Below are 22,371 nucleotides of genomic sequence, written 5' to 3'. Positions count from 1 at the left end.
GATTATGCTATAGCGATATAGTGACTTTAATTTAGCTTAGTTATTGCTAGTGTTATTTGATGCAAGATAGAGGCGGGTCTTTTGACTAAAGGCTACCCAATACTGAAAGCCCATCACTAGGATAGTCAGTGCAACAAGAGCACTAATTGGAATGTTCTGACCTTGATAGACAACTTTTACATCTTCGGGAGTGATTTGGTAAGCAATTACTGCCGCAGTAGCTAAAGCAAGCAGGGCTACAGTTTGAATTGCAAGGTAAATTTTAAATACGACTCCAGCCCAAAATTGGCGCGTGTATAACCCGTACAGCACTGGTAATACACCTAAAGTGAGTAGATCAAATGCTTGTGTGGTAAAAGTGCGCCATAGTGCAGCAACGGCGAGTAAGGCATAAATAAACATCAAAAAGGCTAACAGGGGATGCGGTTTGGTCATTATCTGCTTCAAGCCATCATATTGAATAAATGTACAGTGAAGTGTAAAAAAATCTTATAACTACGTCTATACCTGTATGATTTACTATATAACGACACCGATGTTGTTGTACCAATCACTCTGGTTAATGCGCTAGAATAGCGGCAATTGAACCGCATGATTAGAGAATCCGATGACTGAATCTGAGTTTTGGGCACTAGTAACCCGAACATCACCACAACAAGATCAAACTGAATTAGCCGATGCATTGAAGCAGAAGCTGAGTTTACTAAGTAATGATGAGTTGCGTGATTTTGACAAGATCTTTGGTCAACAGATGCGTCGCAGTTACTCATGGTCAGTGTGGGGTGCGGCTTATGTCATTACAGGATGCGACTCAGAGTATGCATTTGCTGAATTTCGTTGTTTCTTAATTTCTCTTGGGCAAGAGTGGTATGACAAAGTTGTCGAGTCTGCTGACGAGTTAGGCAAACTTGAGCTGTGGCCCGAAAAAGATGGCTATGCATACCCATTTGTGGATGAGTATGATCTTATCGCCGGTCAATTGTATGAAGAGCGTAACGACGACGAACTGCCTTATGTACCGTCTGGTCAGGCAACACCAGCTGGTAAGAAGTTCTCACATAAGAAAAAGCAACTTAAGGCTAATTATCCCCTGTTAAGCGCAGCGTTTCCTTTTTAACATTGGTTGTTTTTCATGAGACTAGCGCAACAAAAAACGAGGCAGTAGCCTCGTTTTTTGTTACTTATCTGGTGCTAGTCGCTATTCGAAACAGACACCTGTGGTGTCATCAAAATCCATTCCGTGAGCTGTGCAGGCTAGCTGCATGAATTCTTGCTCAGAATCTTCAACTTGAGCGTCAAACTCAGATTGTAGCGTCGACTCTAAGGCATGATCATTCTCAGCAAGTTGCTCTTCAATGATCTGATGGTGCTTAGCAATCGCCGCCTTTTCTTTAGGGCTAAACTCATTAGCATTCGCTTGGCCTACAAAAGCGAATACGCTCAAAATGATGGCCAACAGTGCCATACGGCCAGAAAAAGGAACTTTAGTCGTAAAGTTATTCATATTGGACTCCACAAAGTTGAGTAAATTTATTCATTGATAAACGCATCAAACTGGTTAGTTTCTACGATGCTTATTAACTTGGGAGACATAATAGCGGATACAACTTGTATCAAAGCTGAACAAAAAGTGTGCAGTAATTAATGCGAGATAACGAAATGACAACTCATGAACAGGTTAGCTTCATATGCTGGCATTGGCCGCTGGTTTATTATGTGTAGACTGGTTACTGACAGTTATTTGTTTTCCATCGTCTCGCAATGGAACCCCTGACGCATTGAGTCGAAACGGCAATTTAGGCCACACTCCCACGCCGCATCTTCGAGTTTTGCTGACTGTTGCTCAGCATAAGCTTTACAGTTAGGGTAACTGTCAAAGCCATCTTTTTTATCGTACCTTCCCGAGTTGTAGCCATTTTTATAAATAAACGCTGACCATGACTCTGGCTTGGCTGACTTTTCAGTCTGATTAATATAATAAATTGCCCCGCCAAGGCCGCTAAATAGCAGAACAACAAATATAATCGGCACTAATTTTTGCATACAAATAATCTCTAGGTATCACTTTTAAGATTGAGCTTAAAAGACAGATAAAGCAAACACAATATAGTCAATGCAATATAGAAGAAAGCTGGTGTTATAGGTTACTGATGCAATTTGATGCAACTAACTTACATATAATATGGTCTACTAATATTGCTGTTAAATGTACGACTCATAAATCAAGATCCAAACCTAGATTAAGCATTGATACAGGTTTAATCTTATACAGTTAACAGGGTAAAGCTTGAGTTATCTATTAGCGGGGGAGGCAAATATGAAAGCAAAATACATGCTAGTGGCGAGTTTATTGGTATCTAGCTCTGTGTGGGCGGCAGACGACACGGCTGAAAATCCAGTAACAGAGCAGGGTGTGGTTAAAGTTGAATGGCAAGATCCGAGCAACTTTAGAGATATTCGCTCTAGTAGTGAAATTCAATCTCGGTTTGAAAAGCGCACCTTTGAGCAGTTAACTAAAAACCTTGATAAAGAAGCCAGCAAAATTCTCAAGCCAGAGCAAAAGTTGGAAATGGTGGTCACTGACTTAGATTTAGCCGGTGATGTCAGACCAACATTTGGGGCAACTGTAAATGATTTACGAGTTGTCAAAGATATCTACCCGCCAAGAATCACTTTCAGCTACAAAATTCTTGAAGGTGATAAGGTCATAATGGCTGGTAATGAAAAGCTAACCGATATGGGCTTTATGTATTCAATTAATAAAATGAACGACAAACCTTATCGCTACGAAAATGCACTGCTGACTGGCTGGCTAAAAGACACAATTAAGCCAAAGCTTTAAACATCGAACGTTATCAATATTTAAAGTGCCAGCGTCATGTCTAATTTAAATAGGCTAAGTGAGTTAACTGCTTGCTTAGCCTGTTTTTTTGCTTGAGCACTGTAGGTTGATAGCTGATGTTCATTACAGTTTAAGGTCACCTCTGGGGGTAAAATCCCCGCTGTGAGCGAAATCAGTTCGTGGTAGCATTTTTTACCTTGACGGTCTTCGGCTAACATACGTTTAGCGTGCCAATGCTTTTTGGAATAGAACAGCGATTTGCTTACTTCAAAATCACCAATGACCTGCTGTGCTTGCGCTGCGATATCATCACAAGTACTAATCATGACAAAGTCGTCCCCGCCCACATGCCCAATAAAGTTATTACTATCTTGCTGTTGTAGTAATAGTCGGGAAACTTCGCGGATCACTTCGTCACCACGGCAGAAGCCATAAATGTCGTTATAAGGCTTAAAGTTTGATAAGTCGAAATAGGCCAAATAAAAGGCTTTTTTCTGTAAACGTAAGCGTTGTAACTCTTCTTGGATCGGAATGTTTCCAGGCAGCCCGGTAAGTGGGTTAGCATGGCGAGCAACAGCGATTTTTTGTTCGGTTATTTTTGCGAGCAAGTCTTTGGTGTGACCTATACCAAGCAGTTTACCTTGCTTCAATATGATAAATTGTTGCACAACTAAATCGGTTGAGTCATTGGTTAAGCGTTGACTCACCTGTGAAATAGGCATATCTGCCTCTATACGAATAAGTTCAGCGGTTAATACCTCTTCAACTGTCTTATGCTCGTTTAAGGCGCGGCCGTAAGGCGTGCTAAACAGCTCGATGACCTGAGTTCTTAAAACCATACCAATCACTTCATCTGCGCGCATGACGACTATCGCCTGTAAGCCAAGGTGTTGGTTAAACAACTCGCCAATGGTCTTGAGTTTACTGTTGAACTGGCAGGTCGTAGCTCGGCTAGATAAACTTTCAGCAGATTCAGCAAAGCGCACTTTAGTTGTAACCGGCTCCATCATTGGCCTAAAGGGAATGGTGCGATTAGGCTCAACTTCGGGGCGACCTAGTAAGAAACCCTGACAATAGATGATGCCGAGTTGCTTTAATATGACCAATTCCTCCTGAGTTTCTATGCCTTCAGCAATGACCTTGCAGCTTAAATTTTGGCAGAGCGCGATAATAGAGCGCACAAACTCCTGCTTTACTGAAGAGGTGTCTATCGACTCAATAAAGTGGCGGTCGATTTTAACGTAATCAGGCGCCAGTTCTGACCATAGACGTAAACCTGAATAGCCTGCGCCGAGATCATCAATTGCTGTTAAAAAACCTTGGCTTCGATAGTGGTTTAAACAGGATTTAAGCAGATCGATATCATCGGCAGGGTATTGCTCTGATAACTCGATAACCACTTGTGAAGGTTGTAGGCCTAGCTCTTGTACTAAGCCAAGAGTTAACCCCTTTTCATGGTTAGGATCGAGTAGCGCTTTAGGAGAAATATTGAGAAATAACTTACCTTGAAGCTGACTATGCTTAAATTGTTGAATGGATATTCGCCGGCATACCCCCTCAAGTTCAGACAAACGTCCTTCATAGGCTGCAGTTCTAAATAGTGGTACAGGTGAATACAGTGGGCTGTGTTCTGGGCCGCGACTTAAGGCTTCAAAACCATGAATTTTATGGGTAGAAATATTGCAAATGGGTTGGAAGACCGCTTTAATTTTTTCTTTGTCGATAATTTTATCGAGTTCAAGCTTTAGGTCGATAGCGGACATTATTTCCTACCAAATATTAATGAGGTAGAAAATTCTATGACACAGGTATGACAGTTCAATGACAATAAGCTGGCTGTTATTGATATAAATCTTCAGCTTAAATGGCGTACCATCACAGATGTTTTAGTGATAAAAATAATAGCCGATAGAGGTTACGGCTTGATGACGGTTTAAACCACTAGTTAAAACCGTCAAGCAAGACTGAATATATAAAGTCTTGCTTAGCCTCACATACCGTTACTTTGCGTTTGATTTGAACGCTTGCATTGTTTGTAACAATAGCGCTAGTTTCGGTACGTAACTTTCTAGCGCAGTTGCTAGTGATTCAGGATTTTGAATCATGGCTTCCATATCGCTAGCTAACTCTTGTACATAAGGCGAGAAGCGAGTGCTTTTAGTGGTAAAGCCTTCTGATGCGCTAAAAATAGCATCAAACTTTACGTGGCCTGCTTTTTGTAGCTCGTCGAGTCGAGCATCGGCATCAATAGCTTGGCGATAGGCGGTTTGCAAACTGGCTTTTAGTTGCTCAATAACCTGTGTGTGTGGCATAACAGCCTCTAAAATAGAAATTTGGCTGAATTATAAGGGGCAAGGATGATAGCAACAAGTAGACTTGGACGTTTAATCGTATTCATTGGGGTAAGCTTTGGAATTATATCAGCGGCTTTTGCTGCTGAACCTGTTGATAAACCACCCTTTTATCAAATATCTCATCAGGGAAAAACAGCGTATCTATTAGGTTCCATTCATGTGGGCAAAGCAAGCTTTTATCCGCTAGCAGAGCAAATTGAGCAAGCCTTTGAGCAATCGGCAGCTATCGTTGTTGAAGCTGATGTGAGGTACGCTGATGTGCCAGCCTTGCTGGCTAAGTACGGTACTAAAAAGCTGGTAATGGATAATGACACTGCCACAGTGCTCAAGGCATATTGCCAAAATCAGCAGCAGCTGTGCGCTGCGCTTGAGCATTACTCACCTTGGCTGCAATCGATGCAACTGAGTATTGGGCGTTATGCGGCTTTAGGCTATAGCGGTGATTACGGGGTCGATGCAGTGCTTGTTAATCAAGCAGGAGCAAAGCCGGTATATGAGCTTGAGAGTACAGAGTTTCAATTTCAGCTGTTGTCATCTTTCGATGCTGAGACGCAATGGAGCATGGTCAGAGAAGCTATCGAAGCCCCTGATAGCGATATGTTAGAGCTAATTACAGCTTGGCGCAGTGGTGATGAGACGCAGTTAGCTGACTTAATGGAAGGTGAAATGTTGCGTGAAGGGGAAACCGAAATGGTAGAGAAGATGCTTTGGGGGCGTAATAACACTATGGCACAGCGCATTGTCGAGTTAATGCAGTCGCCTGATACCAAACAGCCTTTATTTGTCGTTGTTGGCGCCGGGCACTTAGTTGGCAAAAAGTCGGTTCAGTCCTATTTGCAGCCTTTAGGGGCTAGCAGTAAAAATTGCTGGCAACAGCAATGCCGCTAATCAGCAATTGACCGGAATTGGGCTAGGATTATCAGGTTAGTGGCTTTTGGTGTATAATGCGCCGCTCGATTTTGGTTTCCCGTGTCATATTGAAGGGTTTTATTGGTTTGAATAAAGAATACAGTATCGATCTAAAGGCGTTACCGTCACTATTTACGCTTTATCGCAAAATATTTTTTGGTCGCAAGCCAGGCTGGGACGAACAGCCGCTGCCAGTAATTAATATCTCTACCCCAAATGTGACCTTGTCTGCTGACAAAGTGGCACAATATGCCAAAGTGTGTGGTTTCGAGTTTGATGGTCAAACACTACCACCGACCTATCTTTATGTGATGGCATTTAGACTACATGCGGTTATTTTTACCCATGAAGGCATTACATTCCCGTTATTAGGTATGATCCACCTAAAGAACAGCATCACGGTACACCGTCCAGCAAAAGTGGATGAAAAATTTGTTATTCAATGTGCGCTGACGACCAGCCGTATGACGGATTCAGGGCTAGAGTTCGAGCTCGTTTCTAAGGTATATGTAGCAGACGAATTAGTGTGGGAATCGCTGTCAACCTATTTATATCGTATTGAAGGCAAAGCTAAGCGAGTGCGCCCACCTAAGGCCAGCGAAATGGCTTGGCAAGAGCCAGTTAGTTGGACACTTGCTGAAGATCTTGGTCGCCGTTACGCAAAAGCCTCTGGCGACTACAACCTTATTCATTTGCACCCAGTTATGTCTAAACGTTTTGGTTTTGATCGGGTTTTGGCACATGGTATGTGGTCAAAAGGTCGTTGTGTGGCGCAACTTATGCCTACAATTGCTGACAAGCCTTGTAAAATTGATGTGGCCTTTAAGCTACCGTTATTTATGCCAAACAGTGTGAGCTTCGCTGCAGAGCAGCTTGAAGATAAAGCGGTGTTTGAGCTAAGAGATCAAAAAGGTCGCCGACCACATTTAAGCGGCGAAATTACCTTTCTATAAGCTCTACTCACATAGGGCATAGCGCCAATTAAATTGGCGTAAAAAAGGCGCTATTAGCGCCTTTTTTGATGTTCATTTTAGGGGACACCATGGCCTGTTGATGCTTGCCAAATGCTAAACCATTGCTGACGATTGAGCTTGAGTTTACTGGCATTGACAGCTGAAGTGATGCGTTCAATATTGCCACTGCCAATAATAGGGTGAGGCTTACTTGGTAGAGCCATTACCCATGCATAAATCACCTGACTAATATCATCTGTGCCTAGCTCATCAGCGATACGGGTTAATGTACTGCGTAGCCTTACTGATTGCTCATCTTGTGCTGAAAAGATATTACCGCCGCCCAAGCAAGACCATGCCATCGGGATTAACTTATGTTGCTGACAATGATCAAGCGTACCATCGTGCAGTGTGCTCATATTGCTTGGTGAGATCTCCACTTGATTGCAGATCAGTTTTTGATCGCAGCGAGACTGGAGTAGATCAAACTGCTGTGGACTAAAGTTTGAGGTACCAAAGTGGCGAACTTTGCCGTCGCGCTGCAACTTTGTAAATGCACTAGCAACAGCGTTGGCATCCATTAATGGATCTGGGCGATGGATCAACAGCAGATCTAAGTAGTCAGTTTTTAAACGGGTTAATGAGTTTTCGACACTGCTAAGGATGTGCTCGCTGGTGGTGTCGTAATGATTAAGATAAACATCGGGGTTATGCTTATTCAGCAAGCGAATACCGCATTTACTAATAAGCTGCATGCGCTCTCTTAGCTCTGGAGCCTGTGCTAATGCTTCTCCAAATAATTGTTCACACTGGTAACCACCATAAATATCGGCATGATCCATACTGTAAACGCCAAGATCTAAATACCCTTGAATCAATGCTAAACGTTGCTGAGTATTCATGCCCCAGTCGGCGGTTCGCCAAAATCCGGCGATAAATTGTGATAGCTGCAATGCAGGCTCTTGCATACTGTTTCCCTACTTAACGATGCGACTTTGTTGACGTAGATTGCAAAACGCTAAAATAGCGTTCGCTGACTATTTAACCTGTGACAGAGATCATCTATATTCCCCGTCGAAAGCCTACCCTACACAAAAATATATCGTGGAACCATTCGAATGCTGTCAGATATTGAAATTTCGCGTCAACATACTTGCCAACCCATTAGCCAAATAGCCAGTGAACTTGGGATCAATCCTGATGAGCTGTCATTGCATGGTGCTAACAAGGCAAAAGTTTCTTTAGCGGTTACCAATCGACTTGCCAATAATAAAAATGCCAAGCTAGTCATTGTTACTGCTGTAACGCCTACGCCTTTTGGCGAGGGGAAAACGGTCACTACCATTGGTCTGACTCAAGCACTTAATCATAATGGTCACAAAACCTGTGCTTGCATTCGTCAGCCTAGTATGGGGCCCGTCTTTGGTACTAAAGGTGGTGCAGCGGGCGGTGGTTACGCACAAGTTGTGCCGATGGAAGAGTTGAACTTACATTTAACTGGCGATATTCATGCTGTGAGTAGCGCGCATAATTTAGCGGCAGCTGCGCTTGATGCGCGCTTATTTCACGAAACACGACTTGGAGCGGCGGCATTTACTGAGCAATCTGGTCTAGCAGCCCTCAATATTGATGCTGATAATATCTTGTGGCGCCGAGTTGTGGATCATAATGAGCGCAGTTTAAGGCAGATCAAGGTTGGTTACGGTTCGTTTAATGGTCCGATACATGGATCTGGTTTTGATATTACGGCAGCATCAGAGTTAATGGCGATCTTGGCCTTAAGTCGAGATCTGCAAGATCTGCGCTCGCGCATTGGTCGCTTGGTTTTAGCGCTCAATCACCAAGGTGAGCCTATTACCGCAGAAGATCTCGGTGTTGCTGGGGCGATGACTGTGATTATGGCTGATGCCATAGAGCCAACCTTAATGCAGACGCTATCTGGCGATCCTTGTCTTATTCATGCTGGCCCATTTGCCAATATCGCCCATGGCAATTCATCAATTATTGCCGACTCTATCGCGGCTAAACTTGCAGACTTTGTGGTAACTGAAGCGGGCTTTGGCTCTGACATGGGTTTTGAAAAGTTCAGTAATATCAAAGTGCGCGAGTCAGGCTATACCCCAAGTGCTGCGGTTGTGGTTGTGACTCTTAAAGCATTAAAAGCCAACAGTGGTATTGAGTCTGAACAAGATATTAATCAGCCTGATAGCGAGAGACTGACGGCGGGTTTTGCCAATTTAGAATGGCATATTAACAATGTAAGCCAATATGGTGTGCCTGTCGTCGTGGCAATTAATCGCTTCCCAACTGATACCGATGCTGAACTTGAGTGGTTGATTGAGCGCATTGGCCAAACAAAAGCGTTTGGCTGTGAGATCAGCGAAGCCTTTGCTAAAGGCGCGGAAGGCGCAGCTAAATTGGCTGACATGGTTTATCGTGCGACTGAAGTTGGATCAGAGTTGAAGTTACTTTATCAAACTGCAGACAGCTTAGAATCTAAATTGATGACGCTAGCGGAAGTAGGCTATGGTGCAGCAAGCGTGAGCTTATCAGACAAAGCTAAATCACAGCTAGCATGGCTGAATGAGCATAACTATGGCAATTTGCCAATTTGTGTGGCGAAAACACCGATGTCGATCAGTCATGATCCTGATATTAAAGGCATTCCAACTGGCTTTGATTTACCGATCACAGAGCTTAGATTAAATGCTGGTGCTGGCTTTGTTACAGCACTTGTGGGGCAGGTAATGACTATGCCTGGCTTAGGTTTAACCCCGGGCTACCTCAACATAGATATTAATGATAATGGTGAGATTGTAGGTTTAGCCTAGTCGTTAATTGGTATTATTTATAGATACAAAAAAGCCCCTGCAACATCTGTTGCAGGGGCTTTTTATTTAGCTGAACACTCGATTACTTCTCAAGTGCAGTTTGATAAATATGTACATCGCGTTGCGGGAACGGAATGCTAATACCTTCAGCGTCAAAGCGCATTTTAACGGTACGCGTAATATCCCAATATACATCCCAGTAATCTTCAGGCTTAGCCCAAGGGCGTACAATAAAGTCCACTGATGACTCACCAAGCGTGTGTAGCTTGATAGTCGGCTCAGGATCTTTAAGTACTAGTGGGTGCGCCATAACGATATCACGTAGTACTTGCTCTGCGTGCTCAATGTTATCGGCATAACCAATACCAAAAGTCATATCAACACGGCGTTGATGTTCAACGGTGATGTTATTGATCGTATCGCCCCAAATCTTGTTGTTTGGCACAATCAGTCTTTGGTTATCTAAGGTCTTAATTGTGGTTGAAACTAAGCTCATGTGGCTAACACGACCTGTTACACCACCTGCGTTGATCAAGTCACCAACATCGAATGGACGGTAAACTAAGATCATCATGCCTGAAGCGAAGTTAGATAAGGTGTCTTGTAAAGCAAAACCAATGATCACACCGGCAATACCGAAACCAGCTAGTAGCGGTGCAAGCTCGAAACCAAGCTGAGACAGGGCAATCAATAAACCTAACGCAAATACCACTTTACCTGATAGTGAGATAAAGAAGTCTTGTAATAGCATGCTGAACTTCAGCTTAGAGTTGCTAACAGCGGTTTGAACTACACGCTTTGCCACTTTGCCGATTAGGCTAAATAGGAACAAGATCAAGCAGAAAACAATCAGCTTGAACATGATGCCTGCACCGTTTTCCATCGCTTGTGTTTTAGCTATGGTTAACCACTCAGTTAGTAGGCTGCTAGCAACGTCAAAGTTCAGTACGTCTTGCGTGATATCACCTGATACGCTAAACAATGTTTGCTTATAAAGCGCAGTGTTTTGCCCAAGTGAGTCTAAGATGGCAATAGTCGTTGATAAGCTGCTTGAGCTTTGATCTAGGCGCTCTTTGAGTTCAACAACTAACGCTTTTTGCTCGGCGCTTACATCTGCACCGGCAATTTGTACGTCAGCAACAGCTTGGCTTAAACGCTCTTGGTTGTAATAAACAAAGCTGTTTAAGTCATCAGCACGTGAAGTTAACGCAGAGATAAACTCTGTGGTTTTCGCTTCAACATCGATACCAGCCGCTTTACCCCAAACTAATAGCTCTTGCTCAGAGGTAAATAGTTTGTCTTGTTCACGTTGGATCTGCATCAGGCCCAGCATGATCTTACGATCGCCGTCTGCACCAACCTCACTCATTAGCGTGGTTTTTTGCTTAGCAAAGTAAGCTTCAACGCTATCAGTAAAGGCAAGTTGTTTAGCAATATATGGCTTTAAAAAAGCAAGATCAGGGTTTGTACCGTCCATCTGCTCTTTTAACGTTTCTTGCAATAAGGCTGCATTACGGCCGATACGATACTCAAGAAAGTTCTTAATTTCGCCTTTAGTGTGCGGTAATGCTTTTACATCGCTATCAATTAAGCTTTGTATTTTATTGAGATTATTAGTTAACTCAGTATTTTCTGCTGCTGATGCAAACGAGCATAAGCACAAAATAATGAGTAAAAATTTGGGCAGCAATTTATGCATTTAGGTGTTTCCGTTAATTCCCAGGACCTTGTAATAATATTACGCCTTTGGAAAACTGTCGATTTGTTATTGTGATAGTGGTAAGTAAAATAGCGAATATACCGATAAATTTGCTAAACTCTTACGCCCCTAATTGGGTAGAATCTAATCGGAATAACCTTAAAGAGAGATACCGCGAGTGATATGTAGTCATTGTTCTAAGGAGATTGCGATCGATAAAATTGCAAACATCAGAGGCAAAGGATTGAGAAGTGAAATCCAATGTCCTTCTTGCCAAGCTTGGTTGGGTAAGAATGTGATTTTATCTTGGGTCAAAATTATCGGTTTTTACGGCGGAGTTAGCTTATTTGCATTGAGCTACTTTGACGTTGAAGCTCGTTCGATTGCAATGCCTGTCGCTATAGGTTGTATTCTGGCGATGTTCATTAGCCACTTGATGGATAGCCTAAAGGTTATTGAAGCGCCGATAGAGGAAGAGGTGGATAACAGCGAGCACCTGCAAAAGTATCGCTAATTTGTTGAGATCTTATTGCAGTCACTATTGAGCTCGTTGAGTTAATAATTGACTGCAATAGTTTTACCGATTAGTAGTGTTATTACTAATCGGTATTTTAAATATTAGTCGATGACTTGAACTTGAGCTTCTAATGCCGATTCGACGTAATAAATCCCGCCAAGAATTAAGACAAAAAACAGCGTGGTCATGATGATAAGCTTTAGGTTTGAGCGAATAAATTCAAGCATGATAATTGCGCCTTTCAATAGATAAACTCTTGTCTAATATCACGATAGATATCATTTGATGTTAGCAATATTAGTTGTTAGAGCTTAAGACAGTATTAATTAGCCATCAAGTTTAGGTGATGTTGTTCACAATAATTTGGGGCCTTTTAAAGCTGATTTTTGTGAGCGTAGAGCCGATGCGGAGCTCGTGGATTAGTAATGTCTTAATTTGCTGGTGAAAACTAATCCTCTACTTATACTAAGGGATCACCAATAAAAAACTTAGTTAACTGTGGTGTTACTGGATGAATACTTTGCAACACTTGAGGTAGATTAAGGCTTGACTTACATAATCAGCCACATAAACTTGTCACGTTTTAATACACAAGGTTAACACTGTGATTCTAATGAGTAACGTAAAACAGAAACTGGTAATGGGGCTGCTTGCCGTATTCCTGTGCCTGTCATTTGCGGCGTCCGCTCATAGTCTGAGTCATTTGGACGATGGCGCTACAAACCATTGTACTCTGTGTTATCACCAACACCAGGTCAACAACCTGCTGCCAAGTTGTGAACTTAAAATAGCGATTGAGCGTCAGGGAGTTGAGAGCCAAGAGTACATTCTTCCAGTATTTTACTCACGTCATGTGAGTTTCTTCCAAAGCCGCGCCCCTCCAGTAGCAGCGTAATTCTTCATTTTATAAAACAACTAACTAATAAGAATTTTTGAGTATTCCCACGGGGAAGGCTTAGCTGTATTTCGGAGTAAATATGACTGTTTCAACTATGCGCCTAACAGGTGTAGCAGCGGCGTGCGCGCTAATTTCTACTCAAGCTTTGGCAAATGATCCAACCTTAACTAATCCGGCTATTAGCGCTGTACTTGATGGCTATTATCAAAGTGCTGATCGACCTATGACAGAACGTGTTGAAGGCTTTGGTTTAGGCCATACAGAGCTTGCGTTAAGTGCCAATATCGACGATATGTTTTACGGTAAACTGACTGCAATCGTTGAAATTCACGATGGCGAAACTGAACTTGGTTTAGAAGAGGCCTTCATCCAAACATTGGCAATGCCTGGCGGTTTCTCTATTCGTGCAGGTCGTTTCTTATCTGATATTGGTTACCTTAATAACCAACATGTGCACACAGACTCATTTTCTGATCGCCCTGCGGCTTACCGCGCTTTCTTAGGTAGTCACTACTTTGATGACGGTGTGCGTTTAAGCTATGTTGCGCCAACAGATCTCTATTGGACAATGGGCGTTGAAGCATTTAAGGGTGACAGCATGCGCGCCGAAGATGAGCACGGCGAGCGTGATTTTGAGAACTTAGGTGTATACACAGCCTTCACTAAGTTTGGTGGCGATATTGGTGACAATAGCTCATGGCAGGCTGGTTTAAGTTACTTACGTAATGAAAACGGCCGTATGACAGCTGCTGAAGAGCACGATCATGCAGAGCCTGAAGAACATACCGATCATGGCCATGACCATAGCCATAGCGCACAATACACTGGTGAAAACACTTATGTGGCTGATTTTGTATATAAGTGGGCACCAAGCGGCAACTATAAGTATCAACACCTTACAGTAAGTGGTGAATACTTTAGAGTGACCGACTTTAAACCATTTGAAGAGCACCATGAAGATGAAGAGCATGAAGAACATGGTCACGGTGAAGGCGGTAAAGATTATCAGGAAGGTTGGTACCTAAGCAGTGTTTATCAATTCTCACCGCACTGGTCAGCAGGTCTGCGTTACGGCGAAGTTGATACACAGATGATGCATGGTGATCACTTTGACCCGCAAAAGCTGAAAGAAACTGAAGTGAGCCTAGCTTGGCACCACAGTCACTTCTCTACAGTACGTCTACAATACACTAATCAAAAAGGCACAAACTTTGATGGTATTGAAGACGATAACGTAATTACTTTGCAATATGTAATGACTCTGGGGGCTCATGGTGCGCACCAATTCTAAATTGTCTTTATCAAAAGGTCTAAAAGCACTAACACTAGCACTGACATTAGGTGTTGCTAACAACGCTGTGGCAGGGCTTAACATTTTTGCTTGTGAGCCTGAATATGCTGCATTAGCGAAAGAACTCGCCCCCGATGCTAAGATCTACTCTGCTACAACCGCGTTGCAAGATCCGCATCAAGTACAAGCGCGCCCAAGCTTGATTGCTAAAATGCGTCAAGCGGATCTGGCGATTTGTGCTGGTGCAGATCTCGAGGTAGGTTGGTTACCTATGCTGCAGATGAAATCGGCTAATGCCAAAGTACGTTCGACTGACCAAGGTTTGTTTTTTGCTGCAGAGCAGATTGAAACCTTAGATCAATTAGCATCAGTCGATCGCTCTATGGGCGATGTGCACGCTAAAGGTAATCCACATTTACACTTTGATCCTGTACGTATGCTGGATGTCGCTAAGGCATTAACGGCTAAGATGATCGTGCTAGATCCTGATGCCAAGTCTGAGTATGAGGCTGCGCTTGCAAGCTTTAGCAAACGCTGGCAAGCCGCGATCCCTAATTGGCAAGCCAAAGCTAAGCCACTGCAAGGCAGTAAGGTGATTGCTTACCACTCTAGTTTCAGATACCTGTTTAACTGGTTGGGAATAGAGCAAGTTGCCGATTTGGAACCTAAGCCTGGGATCCCGCCAAGCAGTTCACATTTAGCAAGCTTGCTGAACCGTGCTAAGCAAGGTGATGTGTTAGCTATTGTTATTGCATCTTATCAAAGTGAGCGTGGTGCTGATTGGTTAGCGGAGCGCTCAAAGCTGCCAGTATTGGTGTTACCTATGTCGGTAGGTGGTAATGACCAAAGTGTTGATCTGTTCAGCTTATATGACAGTGCAATCGATTTACTGTTAAGTGCTAAGCAGTAACTGAGCCTAAAGTGCGTTCAGGTTAATCTTAGCTTGAACGCGCGTATACTAGGATGGAGTGGTGAATATCGCTCCATGCTAGCTTTCCTTATATAAGAAGAGTTTAGTTATGTTTGATCTCGATCTTCTCTCTATTTTATTACCCGCCTTTGTCGCTGGTATTTTAGTTCTATCGACCCATGTGGTATTGGGTCAGCAAGTGCTTAAGCGCGGCATTATTTTTATCGACTTAGCCATTGCACAAGTGGCGGCACTCGGTGCGATCGTAGGCCACATGAATCACGATATTGAAGCGCTGCCTTTCTCACATGTGTGGATGCCAGCGATTTTTGCTATCGGTGGGGCGGGTTTTATTGCTTGGTTATCTAAGCGAATGGCCGATGAGCTAGAAGCGATAATTGGCTGTTTCTACGTGCTAGCAGCAGTCGCTGCCATGTTGTTATTGTCAAACGATCCTCATGGCGCAGAGATGCTTAAAGAATTAATGTCGGGGCAGATTTTATGGGTTAGCTGGAGTCAATTAGTGTTACCAGCTTGTCTTTATATCTCTATTTTAGCGGCGTTAATTTACAAGCCTCAGCTGTTAGCTGGGCGTGCGTTTTACTTGATATTTGCCATAGTGATCACCCTATCTGTTGAATTGGTTGGGGTTTACTTAGTCTTTAGTAGTCTTATTTTACCTGCGCTAGCGGTAAACCATTACTATGGTCGCTTTAAGCTTTTGTTAGCTTATGCAGTGGGCTTAGTGGGTTATATTGCAGGTTTAGTTCTATCAGCTAGCTTAGATTTACCAAGTGGGGCAGCAATAGTATCAACCTTAGCGCTGAGTGCTATTATCTTCAGATTACTGCTTAATTTTAAGCGCAAATCAAACATGGACCAGAGCGCTGTAAATGCGCAAGAGCCAACGCAGGTCTGACCTTACACTTAGCTAAACTGGGCTAAAATTCGCGGAAAATTCATCGCGATTAAAGTTCAGTTAAGTCATTTGCACTAAAGTTGCGTTGTTTTACACGTGGTTAGCCTTATATTCAGACTACACGTGTAAACTATTGTTCATCGACATAAGTCGTATTTATATTGAGTCGCACTTAGTTGGTGGCTATACTGGCGCCAATTAAATCGCGGGAGATTATAGTGCTGTTAATCCTTAGATGTTTGATCTTGTCAGTCATGCTGATTTTAGCGTTTTTTATCGGTGGCTTAGCGTGTATTTTACGTCCTCGTCATCGAGATAACGTACATATGTTCGCCAAAGTTTTTTCGTGGGCGGCGCCAGTTTTAGGCATTAAAGTGATTGTGCGTAACGCAGAAAAGCAAAGCGATAAGCCTTGTATTTTCCTAGCAAATCACCAAAACAACTATGATATGTTCACCCACACAGCTATCGTGCCTAAGGGAACTGTCAGCTTAGGTAAAAAAAGCTTAGCGTGGATGCCACTATTTGGTCAGATTTACTGGTTGTCAGGTAATATTTTGATCGACCGTAAAAACCGCAGTAAAGCGTTTGATACGATGGCGGCGACAGCTCGCAAGATTAAAGAAAAGTGCTTATCAGTGTGGATCTTCCCTGAAGGTACTCGCTCACGTGGTAAGGGTCTACTGCCATTTAAAGCTGGGGCATTCTATACTGCGATAGCCGCTGGCGTGCCTATGGTTCCTGTATTAGCATCTAACCAAGGTCATATTAAATTAAACCGTTGGAACAACGGTGTGGTTATTATTGAGATGATGGACCCAATTGACACCGCAGGGATTGATAAAACTCAAGTGAAAGAGCTTTCTAAGCGTATTCATACCATGATGGCGGAAAAATTGTCGCAGTTGAATCAAGAAGCTTCTGCATTAATGGCCAAAGCGGTATAATCGGTCGCGAAATTTTTGAGGAGTTACCGATGTCTATTGAACGTCAGTTAAAGCAACAGAAACAAGAGAACCGTGAAATCGTTGAAGCTATCCTTGCCGATGGTTCAATGCCAGATGTTGAATACACAATTGAGCATCACTTTTCATCGACCAATTTCGATCGTTTAGAAAAAGCGGCTGTTGATGCGTTTAAACTTGGTTATGAAGTCAATGATGCAGAAGAGATGGAGCTAGAAGATGGCTCGATGATCTACTGCTTTGATGCTGTGGCTACTCATTTGCTAGAGACAGAGTTATTAGACGAAGCATGCGAAAAGATGCTGACTTTAGCTGCTAAGCAAAAAATCGATTATGACGGTTGGGGCACTTATTTTATCGACGAAAATGGCGAAGAAGTCAGAGACGAAGATGAATATGACGACGAAGACCTGCACTAGTCTTCAAGTATCAGCATACACACAAAAATGCCCATCGAATGATGGGCATTTTTGTTTGTAGTTCATTGCTGGGTGATACTGCAGTTACGGCCAGCTTCTTTGGCTTGATAGAGTGCTTGGTCTGCTTGAGCCAACCAAATATCACAATCTGTCATGTCAGGCTTGATATCGCAAATACCTAAACTGATGGTGACTTTAATTAGCTGTTCTTCATACATAATTTCAGATTGTTCGATCTTCTTACGTAAGCGTTCGGCAAAAAATAGCGCATTTTCAGCCGGCGTATTTGCTAAAATAACACCGAACTCTTCACCTCCGTAACGTCCGGCACAATCGGTTTCTCGCAGTGACTTTTTAATAATATGCGATACGTTCTGAATAACTCTATCACCCGCTTGATGGCCATAGGTGTCATTTATCGCTTTGAAGTGGTCAATATCGAGCATCACTAAGCTGGTTGTGCTGCCATAACGTGCGTATCGATCAAACTCTTTTTGTAAACAGATCTCCCAATAACGACGATTATATAGCTGAGTCAGTCCATCTATTTGGCTTAAATACTCTAAACGTTCATTGGCTGACTTTAGTTGTAACTTATTGATAGCCACATCGGTAACGTCATAGACAATCATACTGATATGGGTGATCTCACCTGTTAACGAAGACAGCGGCAACAGTGTGACATTCTGGTACATAAAGTCGGCTCTACCTGTAATAGGCCGATAGTTTTTAAACTCAAAAATAAAAGGTCGTTGTTCCCAGCTAATGAAAGCGCGGTTTTGTAATAGGTAAACCGACTCCATTTTTTGTTTTAGCCATTTTGCTGGCAAATAATCAAACTGTTGAAATAGATTCTGACCTTTGATTGAGTTTGGACTTACACCACTGTGATTTTCCATAAAACCATTCCACAGTTGGATGTTATAGTCGCGATCGAGTACTACTAAACCAACCTCTATGGTTTGTACCATATCGATTAACCAATGAAGCTCGTTCAAGGTATTAGTGTCTATCGCTTGTTGATCTGTTGCCATGCTAATGTCCATTTTAATCTAGCAAGTAGCCGAGTTTGTAATTAAGGGTTGGCAGAGAGTCTTCTGTGAACAACAGTAAAAGATCACACTGAATATCATGGTCTTCAATACTGTAATTGATCTCCATTGCCAAAGTGCGGCTCCATTTATCTGAGTTTTCGCTGATCAGTTGGTTTACGCTGCAGTGGCGGCCAAGTATCACTGGGTGGCTTTGACTGAACTTCATATGTAGCTGTTCAGAGATCCCATTCAGAAATGCCCCAATCAGTACATTGGCGGTATCAATCATTACCTCAATTTCTGTTTCTTCATCTTCGGGGTTTTCAAGCCGCATCAGCTTAGCCATATCTTGGAATGAAGAATCGTGAAATAGCAACAGTGCTTCACCTGCGACACCGGCACCGATAAAGCCTTGGCATAGCGCTGATACTGTATCGTACTCTTCAGTGGCTTTTAGGGTCATTGTCAGCTCACTGACCTCAAGTACATTGACGTTAGGGATAGGTAGCTTTACAAAGACATTGAGCAGTTTTGCCAAAAGATCAGCCGCACGGCCCATAGCAACGTTGGCGACTTCTTGACAGGCATCACGCAGATCGACCTGTACCATAGGCGGCTGACTATCTAGCCCGCCTAGTGCCAGTTCTAAAATGCCGTACTCTTGTAGAATATGGCTAATGGCATCGGCACTGACTGGTTTTTGGATAAAGTCGAGTGCGCCCAAGCTTTTTACACGCTCATGAGCCTTAATTTGAATATCACCAGAGACCACAATCACCATGGCGGGAAGATCTTCTCTTTGAATGGCTTCTAGTACTTGATAGCCATCCATAACGGGCATGTTTAAATCGAGAAAAACAACTTCACCTTTGCCTTCTCGAATTGCTTCAATACCTTCCAAGCCATTGGTGGCATAGGTTATTTCCACATCCCATTCTTTTGGAAGTGTGCGCGCCATCTGTTTTCTAGCCAGTGCAGAATCGTCACAAATTAATATAGGGAGCGCCATTGTTATTATTATTTCCTGTTACCTATCTACAACTTAATACTTCTATATTGGCGCTAACAGTCGCCGAACCTTTAACTAGATGTCACTTTTGAGCCAATAGAATCCCTAAGGTATTGTTTTGTTTCAATACCTTAAAAATCCTTGGCACTTGCCTTCGAGATGAAATCGCTTTGGGTAGCTTCCATTACATCACTCTTTTGAGAAGAGGATGCGCTACGGCCTGATTATTAAATACCAATCTATCAATAGAAAGGCTTATTTTGTGACAATAAAATGACGGTCGTCATTATTTCCACACATGGTATAGGTATTAACCAAATATTCCAAATGTGTTAACTTAACTTACTGGACTGACCACTCAGCAGGGAAACTGACAACCGTGACTTATCAACTACTTAATATTAGTAAGCGTAATGGTATTGCTTACGTGGGATTAAATCGTCCTGAAAAATATAACGCATTGAATTTCAAACTTTTTAAAGAGATGGATTCATGCATCAAACGCTTAGCAAAAGACAAAACGCTAACCGCAGTTATTCTGTATGGTGAAGGTGGTAATTTTAGCTCAGGTCTAGATGTAAAAAGTGTGATGAGCTCGCCAATCGATGCAGTTAAACTTCTATTTAAGTGGTTGCCAGGTAATGCAAATTTAGCACAAAGAGTGTCTATTGGTTGGCGGCGCTTACCCGTTCCGGTTATAGCGGTAATGGAAGGGATCTGTTATGGCGGAGGTATGCAAATTGTGCTTGGTGCTGATATTCGTATCGTTGCTCCAGAGTGCAAGATGTCAATAATGGAAGCCAAGTGGGGCTTGGTTCCTGATATGGCTGGCTTTGTTGGACTTCGAGAGATATTGCCAAAAGATCAAGCGCTTATGTTAACGATGTCGGCTGATATCATTAGTGCACAGCAGGCGCTGGAACTCAACTTAATTACCTCGATAGAAGATGAGCCGATGGCAGCTGCAACAGCATTAGCGACTAAGTTAACCCAAACCTCACCGGATGCGAATGCGGCAATAAAGGCCAGTATAAACCGCAGTTGGTCTGCTTCAATTAGGCAGTTACTGAGTCGTGAATCATGGTATCAAGTGCGTTTGCTGTTAGGTAAAAATAGAGTGATAGCAGCCAAGCGTCAGGGTAAAGATCCGCAAAAAACCTATGAAAATCGTCAATCTGGCTGGTAACGTTACGCAAAAGTTAAAATTGTGATCCCGTTCACAAAAAAATACGATTTAGGTGTGCAGTTCATATGCATCTTTTAAACTCCCGCTCCATTGGTTAGCAGGGCCATAACCCTGCTAATACTCATTTACTTTTACTCAATCAATAGGGAATTAAATAGTCATGCGTGAACTCTTTGAACGTTTTCTTTGGAGCAGTCGCCTGTCGGTAATGTTTGGCGTGCTCTCATGCATAGTCGCGGCATTTGTCGTGTTTGCTATGGGTTTAAGAGACGTAGTACATATGATTGAGTTGATCATGGGCTATATCTTTAGCGGCAGCCATGCAGTGCGCAACGATCTCGTGATGGTGGTGGTTGAGATCTTAGATACCTTCTTACTTGGTGCGGTATTACTGATTTTTGCTTTTGGTTTATATGAGTTATTTATTAATAACTTAAAAGGCGCGAGTAAAAGTGAAGCGGGCGGAAAGATCCTGATCATTAGTAGCATAGACTCGTTGAAGAGTAAGCTAGGTAAAGTGATCTTAATGATGCTTATTATTAAGGTGTTCTCTTTCTTTAGCGAAATGAAACCAGCATCTATGTTAGATCTGCTTTATATGGGGATCACCGTCGTTTTAATTGCCGGAGCGATGAAACTAAGCAAAGACTAACAGCCCAATTTGAATACCAGCTCATAGAGCAGTAGCTAAAGCCTATCCATTTGGATAGGCTTTATACTAATTGCTATTAATCCGCCTGACAAAGCCTTCAATTAGCTTCAAGCTATTTTCCCAAGTCACTTTTAATGATAAATCCAGCGCCAATACTTGTTGGCTATATCGCTTTGGCGCATTGGCTGGCGCTAGAGTGAGTCGTTGGGCTTGGGTGGCAATCGATGCAGCACTGCCGTCTTGTGATTGCAGATCCAATACCGGGGTTGTCAGCGTTGCAAGTTTAGCCGCGAGCTGATTATTGATGCTTTCAATGTCACTATATGGATTAACTACCACTAAGATTTCTGGCGCCGGTATGCCTTGTTTAGCCAGCAACTCAACGGCCAGATTGGCACTTTGGCCAAAAGCAATCAGCATGCGTTTACCACTAAACGCTTTGCCGAGACTATCTAGCTGCATCATGGAGTCTTGTAAAAACTTCTGTTGCTGCTGATGATTATCAGCTAACTGCTGTGGACTAAAGTCTGCGGTTTCTTGATCGGCAGCTTGTGAACTCGTTTGTTTGCCTGCTTGATTGATATCATCGGCTTTGGTGACAAAGTAGGGCGGACTATTGAGACTCGGCGGCGTTAAGGCCAGCGTTGCCCAACCTGAGTGGTTTAGTTGTTGCCTTAGATAATTGCTTACGCCGGCTTCGTCGGCTCGCGCCGAAAAGTCAGCAACAATAATGGCTAAGCCGAGGTGTTTTTTACCTAACCATGGCCTAAGTAAAGCGGGAACCGGCTTACCTTCGACCTGTAATGTCTTAACTTCAGTTGCGGGTAAATAATGGTAATCGGCAACAGTTAACTCGTTGCTATCCTGTGCGATAGCTTTAGCTAAACATAAGGTAGATAACGCTATATAAATTAACGCACATTGCGCACAGTAATATCTTGCCATATTCATCTTGGTAAACAACTTTATAACCCACAACATAG

The 22,371-nt window shown here is 42.8% G+C and carries 25 protein-coding genes; 14 read left to right on the top strand and 11 right to left on the bottom strand.

Annotated features, from left to right (window positions below):
* Positions 1 to 36: 36 nt before the first annotated feature.
* Positions 37 to 435 (bottom strand): hypothetical protein, encoded by a 399-nt coding sequence (locus tag L884_RS0105630; protein WP_037410454.1) that lies wholly within the window; start codon positions 433 to 435, stop codon positions 37 to 39.
* 172 nt (positions 436 to 607) lie between these two features.
* On the opposite strand from L884_RS0105630, the gene L884_RS0105625 reads away from it, so the two are divergent.
* Positions 608 to 1,117 (top strand): DUF4240 domain-containing protein, encoded by a 510-nt coding sequence (locus L884_RS0105625; RefSeq protein WP_028766571.1) that lies wholly within the window; start codon positions 608 to 610, stop codon positions 1,115 to 1,117.
* Between the two features lie 81 nt (positions 1,118 to 1,198).
* On the opposite strand, the gene L884_RS0105620 is transcribed toward L884_RS0105625, so the two are convergent.
* The gene (locus L884_RS0105620) at positions 1,199 to 1,504 is read right to left on the bottom strand and encodes a hypothetical protein (protein ID WP_037410451.1); all 306 of its coding nucleotides are present in this window, start codon (positions 1,502 to 1,504) and stop codon (positions 1,199 to 1,201) included.
* A 233-nt stretch (positions 1,505 to 1,737) separates the two neighbouring features.
* A complete protein-coding gene (locus L884_RS0105615; protein ID WP_028766569.1) occupies positions 1,738 to 2,043 on the bottom strand; it encodes a hypothetical protein in 306 nt (101 codons plus the stop codon).
* A gap of 274 nt (positions 2,044 to 2,317) precedes the next feature.
* On the opposite strand from L884_RS0105615, the gene L884_RS0105610 reads away from it, so the two are divergent.
* On the top strand, positions 2,318 to 2,842 hold the full coding sequence (locus L884_RS0105610; RefSeq protein ID WP_028766568.1) for a DUF3016 domain-containing protein: 525 nt from the start codon (positions 2,318 to 2,320) through the stop codon (positions 2,840 to 2,842).
* 20 nt (positions 2,843 to 2,862) lie between these two features.
* On the opposite strand, the gene L884_RS0105605 is transcribed toward L884_RS0105610, so the two are convergent.
* Positions 2,863 to 4,605, bottom strand: a complete 1,743-nt coding sequence (locus tag L884_RS0105605) for a GGDEF domain-containing protein (protein WP_028766567.1) — start codon at positions 4,603 to 4,605, stop codon at positions 2,863 to 2,865.
* Between the two features lie 237 nt (positions 4,606 to 4,842).
* Positions 4,843 to 5,154, bottom strand: a complete 312-nt coding sequence (locus L884_RS0105600; RefSeq protein ID WP_028766566.1) for a hypothetical protein — start codon at positions 5,152 to 5,154, stop codon at positions 4,843 to 4,845.
* A gap of 45 nt (positions 5,155 to 5,199) precedes the next feature.
* Between L884_RS0105600 and L884_RS0105595 the strand changes: the two genes are divergently transcribed.
* Positions 5,200 to 6,084 carry a TraB/GumN family protein gene (locus L884_RS0105595; protein WP_028766565.1) on the top strand — a complete coding sequence of 295 codons (885 nt, stop codon included), beginning with the start codon at positions 5,200 to 5,202 and terminating at the stop codon, positions 6,082 to 6,084.
* A 107-nt stretch (positions 6,085 to 6,191) separates the two neighbouring features.
* The gene (locus L884_RS0105590; RefSeq protein ID WP_028766564.1) at positions 6,192 to 7,058 is read left to right on the top strand and encodes a MaoC family dehydratase; all 867 of its coding nucleotides are present in this window, start codon (positions 6,192 to 6,194) and stop codon (positions 7,056 to 7,058) included.
* A 77-nt stretch (positions 7,059 to 7,135) separates the two neighbouring features.
* Here L884_RS0105590 and L884_RS0105585 read toward each other — a convergent pair whose 3' ends face one another.
* Positions 7,136 to 8,026 (bottom strand): aldo/keto reductase, encoded by an 891-nt coding sequence (locus L884_RS0105585; protein ID WP_028766563.1) that lies wholly within the window; start codon positions 8,024 to 8,026, stop codon positions 7,136 to 7,138.
* A 150-nt stretch (positions 8,027 to 8,176) separates the two neighbouring features.
* On the opposite strand from L884_RS0105585, the gene L884_RS0105580 reads away from it, so the two are divergent.
* The gene (locus tag L884_RS0105580; protein ID WP_028766562.1) at positions 8,177 to 9,889 is read left to right on the top strand and encodes a formate--tetrahydrofolate ligase; all 1,713 of its coding nucleotides are present in this window, start codon (positions 8,177 to 8,179) and stop codon (positions 9,887 to 9,889) included.
* 82 nt (positions 9,890 to 9,971) lie between these two features.
* Here L884_RS0105580 and L884_RS0105575 read toward each other — a convergent pair whose 3' ends face one another.
* A complete protein-coding gene (locus L884_RS0105575; RefSeq protein ID WP_028766561.1) occupies positions 9,972 to 11,588 on the bottom strand; it encodes a mechanosensitive ion channel family protein in 1,617 nt (538 codons plus the stop codon).
* Positions 11,589 to 11,832: 244 nt separating this feature from the next.
* On the opposite strand from L884_RS0105575, the gene L884_RS0105570 reads away from it, so the two are divergent.
* Complete coding sequence (locus tag L884_RS0105570) at positions 11,833 to 12,102, top strand: hypothetical protein (RefSeq protein ID WP_237162548.1); 270 nt, start codon at positions 11,833 to 11,835, stop codon at positions 12,100 to 12,102.
* Between the two features lie 104 nt (positions 12,103 to 12,206).
* Here the strand turns inward: L884_RS0105570 and L884_RS23390 are convergent, their stop codons facing one another.
* Positions 12,207 to 12,332: a hypothetical protein gene (locus tag L884_RS23390; RefSeq protein ID WP_281171833.1), complete on the bottom strand. Its 126-nt coding sequence runs from the start codon at positions 12,330 to 12,332 to the stop codon at positions 12,207 to 12,209.
* Positions 12,333 to 12,718: 386 nt separating this feature from the next.
* On the opposite strand from L884_RS23390, the gene L884_RS23445 reads away from it, so the two are divergent.
* The 6 genes from L884_RS23445 (at position 12,719) to rraB (ending at position 17,507) form a co-directional block, all read left to right on the top strand.
* Positions 12,719 to 13,000: an ABC-type zinc uptake system zinc chaperone gene (locus L884_RS23445; RefSeq protein WP_084221404.1), complete on the top strand. Its 282-nt coding sequence runs from the start codon at positions 12,719 to 12,721 to the stop codon at positions 12,998 to 13,000.
* 82 nt (positions 13,001 to 13,082) lie between these two features.
* A complete protein-coding gene (locus L884_RS0105560) occupies positions 13,083 to 14,294 on the top strand; it encodes a membrane protein (RefSeq protein WP_028766559.1) in 1,212 nt (403 codons plus the stop codon).
* Positions 14,278 to 15,204 (top strand): metal ABC transporter solute-binding protein, Zn/Mn family, encoded by a 927-nt coding sequence (locus L884_RS0105555; protein WP_028766558.1) that lies wholly within the window; start codon positions 14,278 to 14,280, stop codon positions 15,202 to 15,204. Before L884_RS0105560 ends, L884_RS0105555 begins: the two co-directional genes overlap by 17 nt.
* Positions 15,205 to 15,313: 109 nt before the next feature.
* A complete protein-coding gene (locus tag L884_RS0105550; protein WP_028766557.1) occupies positions 15,314 to 16,123 on the top strand; it encodes a metal ABC transporter permease in 810 nt (269 codons plus the stop codon).
* 218 nt (positions 16,124 to 16,341) lie between these two features.
* On the top strand, positions 16,342 to 17,070 hold the full coding sequence (locus tag L884_RS0105545) for a 1-acylglycerol-3-phosphate O-acyltransferase (RefSeq protein ID WP_028766556.1): 729 nt from the start codon (positions 16,342 to 16,344) through the stop codon (positions 17,068 to 17,070).
* Between the two features lie 29 nt (positions 17,071 to 17,099).
* Positions 17,100 to 17,507: a ribonuclease E inhibitor RraB gene (rraB, locus tag L884_RS0105540; protein WP_028766555.1), complete on the top strand. Its 408-nt coding sequence runs from the start codon at positions 17,100 to 17,102 to the stop codon at positions 17,505 to 17,507.
* 62 nt (positions 17,508 to 17,569) lie between these two features.
* Here rraB and L884_RS0105535 read toward each other — a convergent pair whose 3' ends face one another.
* Together L884_RS0105535 and L884_RS0105530 are read right to left on the bottom strand one after the other, a co-directional pair.
* The gene (locus L884_RS0105535) at positions 17,570 to 18,541 is read right to left on the bottom strand and encodes a GGDEF domain-containing protein (RefSeq protein ID WP_028766554.1); all 972 of its coding nucleotides are present in this window, start codon (positions 18,539 to 18,541) and stop codon (positions 17,570 to 17,572) included.
* 13 nt (positions 18,542 to 18,554) lie between these two features.
* Positions 18,555 to 19,550 carry a response regulator gene (locus L884_RS0105530; protein ID WP_028766553.1) on the bottom strand — a complete coding sequence of 332 codons (996 nt, stop codon included), beginning with the start codon at positions 19,548 to 19,550 and terminating at the stop codon, positions 18,555 to 18,557.
* A 379-nt stretch (positions 19,551 to 19,929) separates the two neighbouring features.
* On the opposite strand from L884_RS0105530, the gene L884_RS0105525 reads away from it, so the two are divergent.
* A complete protein-coding gene (locus tag L884_RS0105525; protein WP_028766552.1) occupies positions 19,930 to 20,736 on the top strand; it encodes a crotonase/enoyl-CoA hydratase family protein in 807 nt (268 codons plus the stop codon).
* Between the two features lie 160 nt (positions 20,737 to 20,896).
* Complete coding sequence (locus L884_RS0105520; protein ID WP_028766551.1) at positions 20,897 to 21,388, top strand: YqhA family protein; 492 nt, start codon at positions 20,897 to 20,899, stop codon at positions 21,386 to 21,388.
* 66 nt (positions 21,389 to 21,454) lie between these two features.
* On the opposite strand, the gene L884_RS0105515 is transcribed toward L884_RS0105520, so the two are convergent.
* Positions 21,455 to 22,339 (bottom strand): DUF3530 family protein, encoded by an 885-nt coding sequence (locus tag L884_RS0105515; protein ID WP_037410448.1) that lies wholly within the window; start codon positions 22,337 to 22,339, stop codon positions 21,455 to 21,457.
* Positions 22,340 to 22,371 lie beyond the last annotated feature (32 nt).

The organism is Shewanella fidelis ATCC BAA-318 (assembly GCF_000518605.1).
Classification (GTDB): Bacteria; Pseudomonadota; Gammaproteobacteria; order Enterobacterales; family Shewanellaceae; genus Shewanella; species Shewanella fidelis.
Note: the sequence above shows the minus strand (reverse complement) of the source record. Positions and strands in the feature narration are given on the sequence as shown.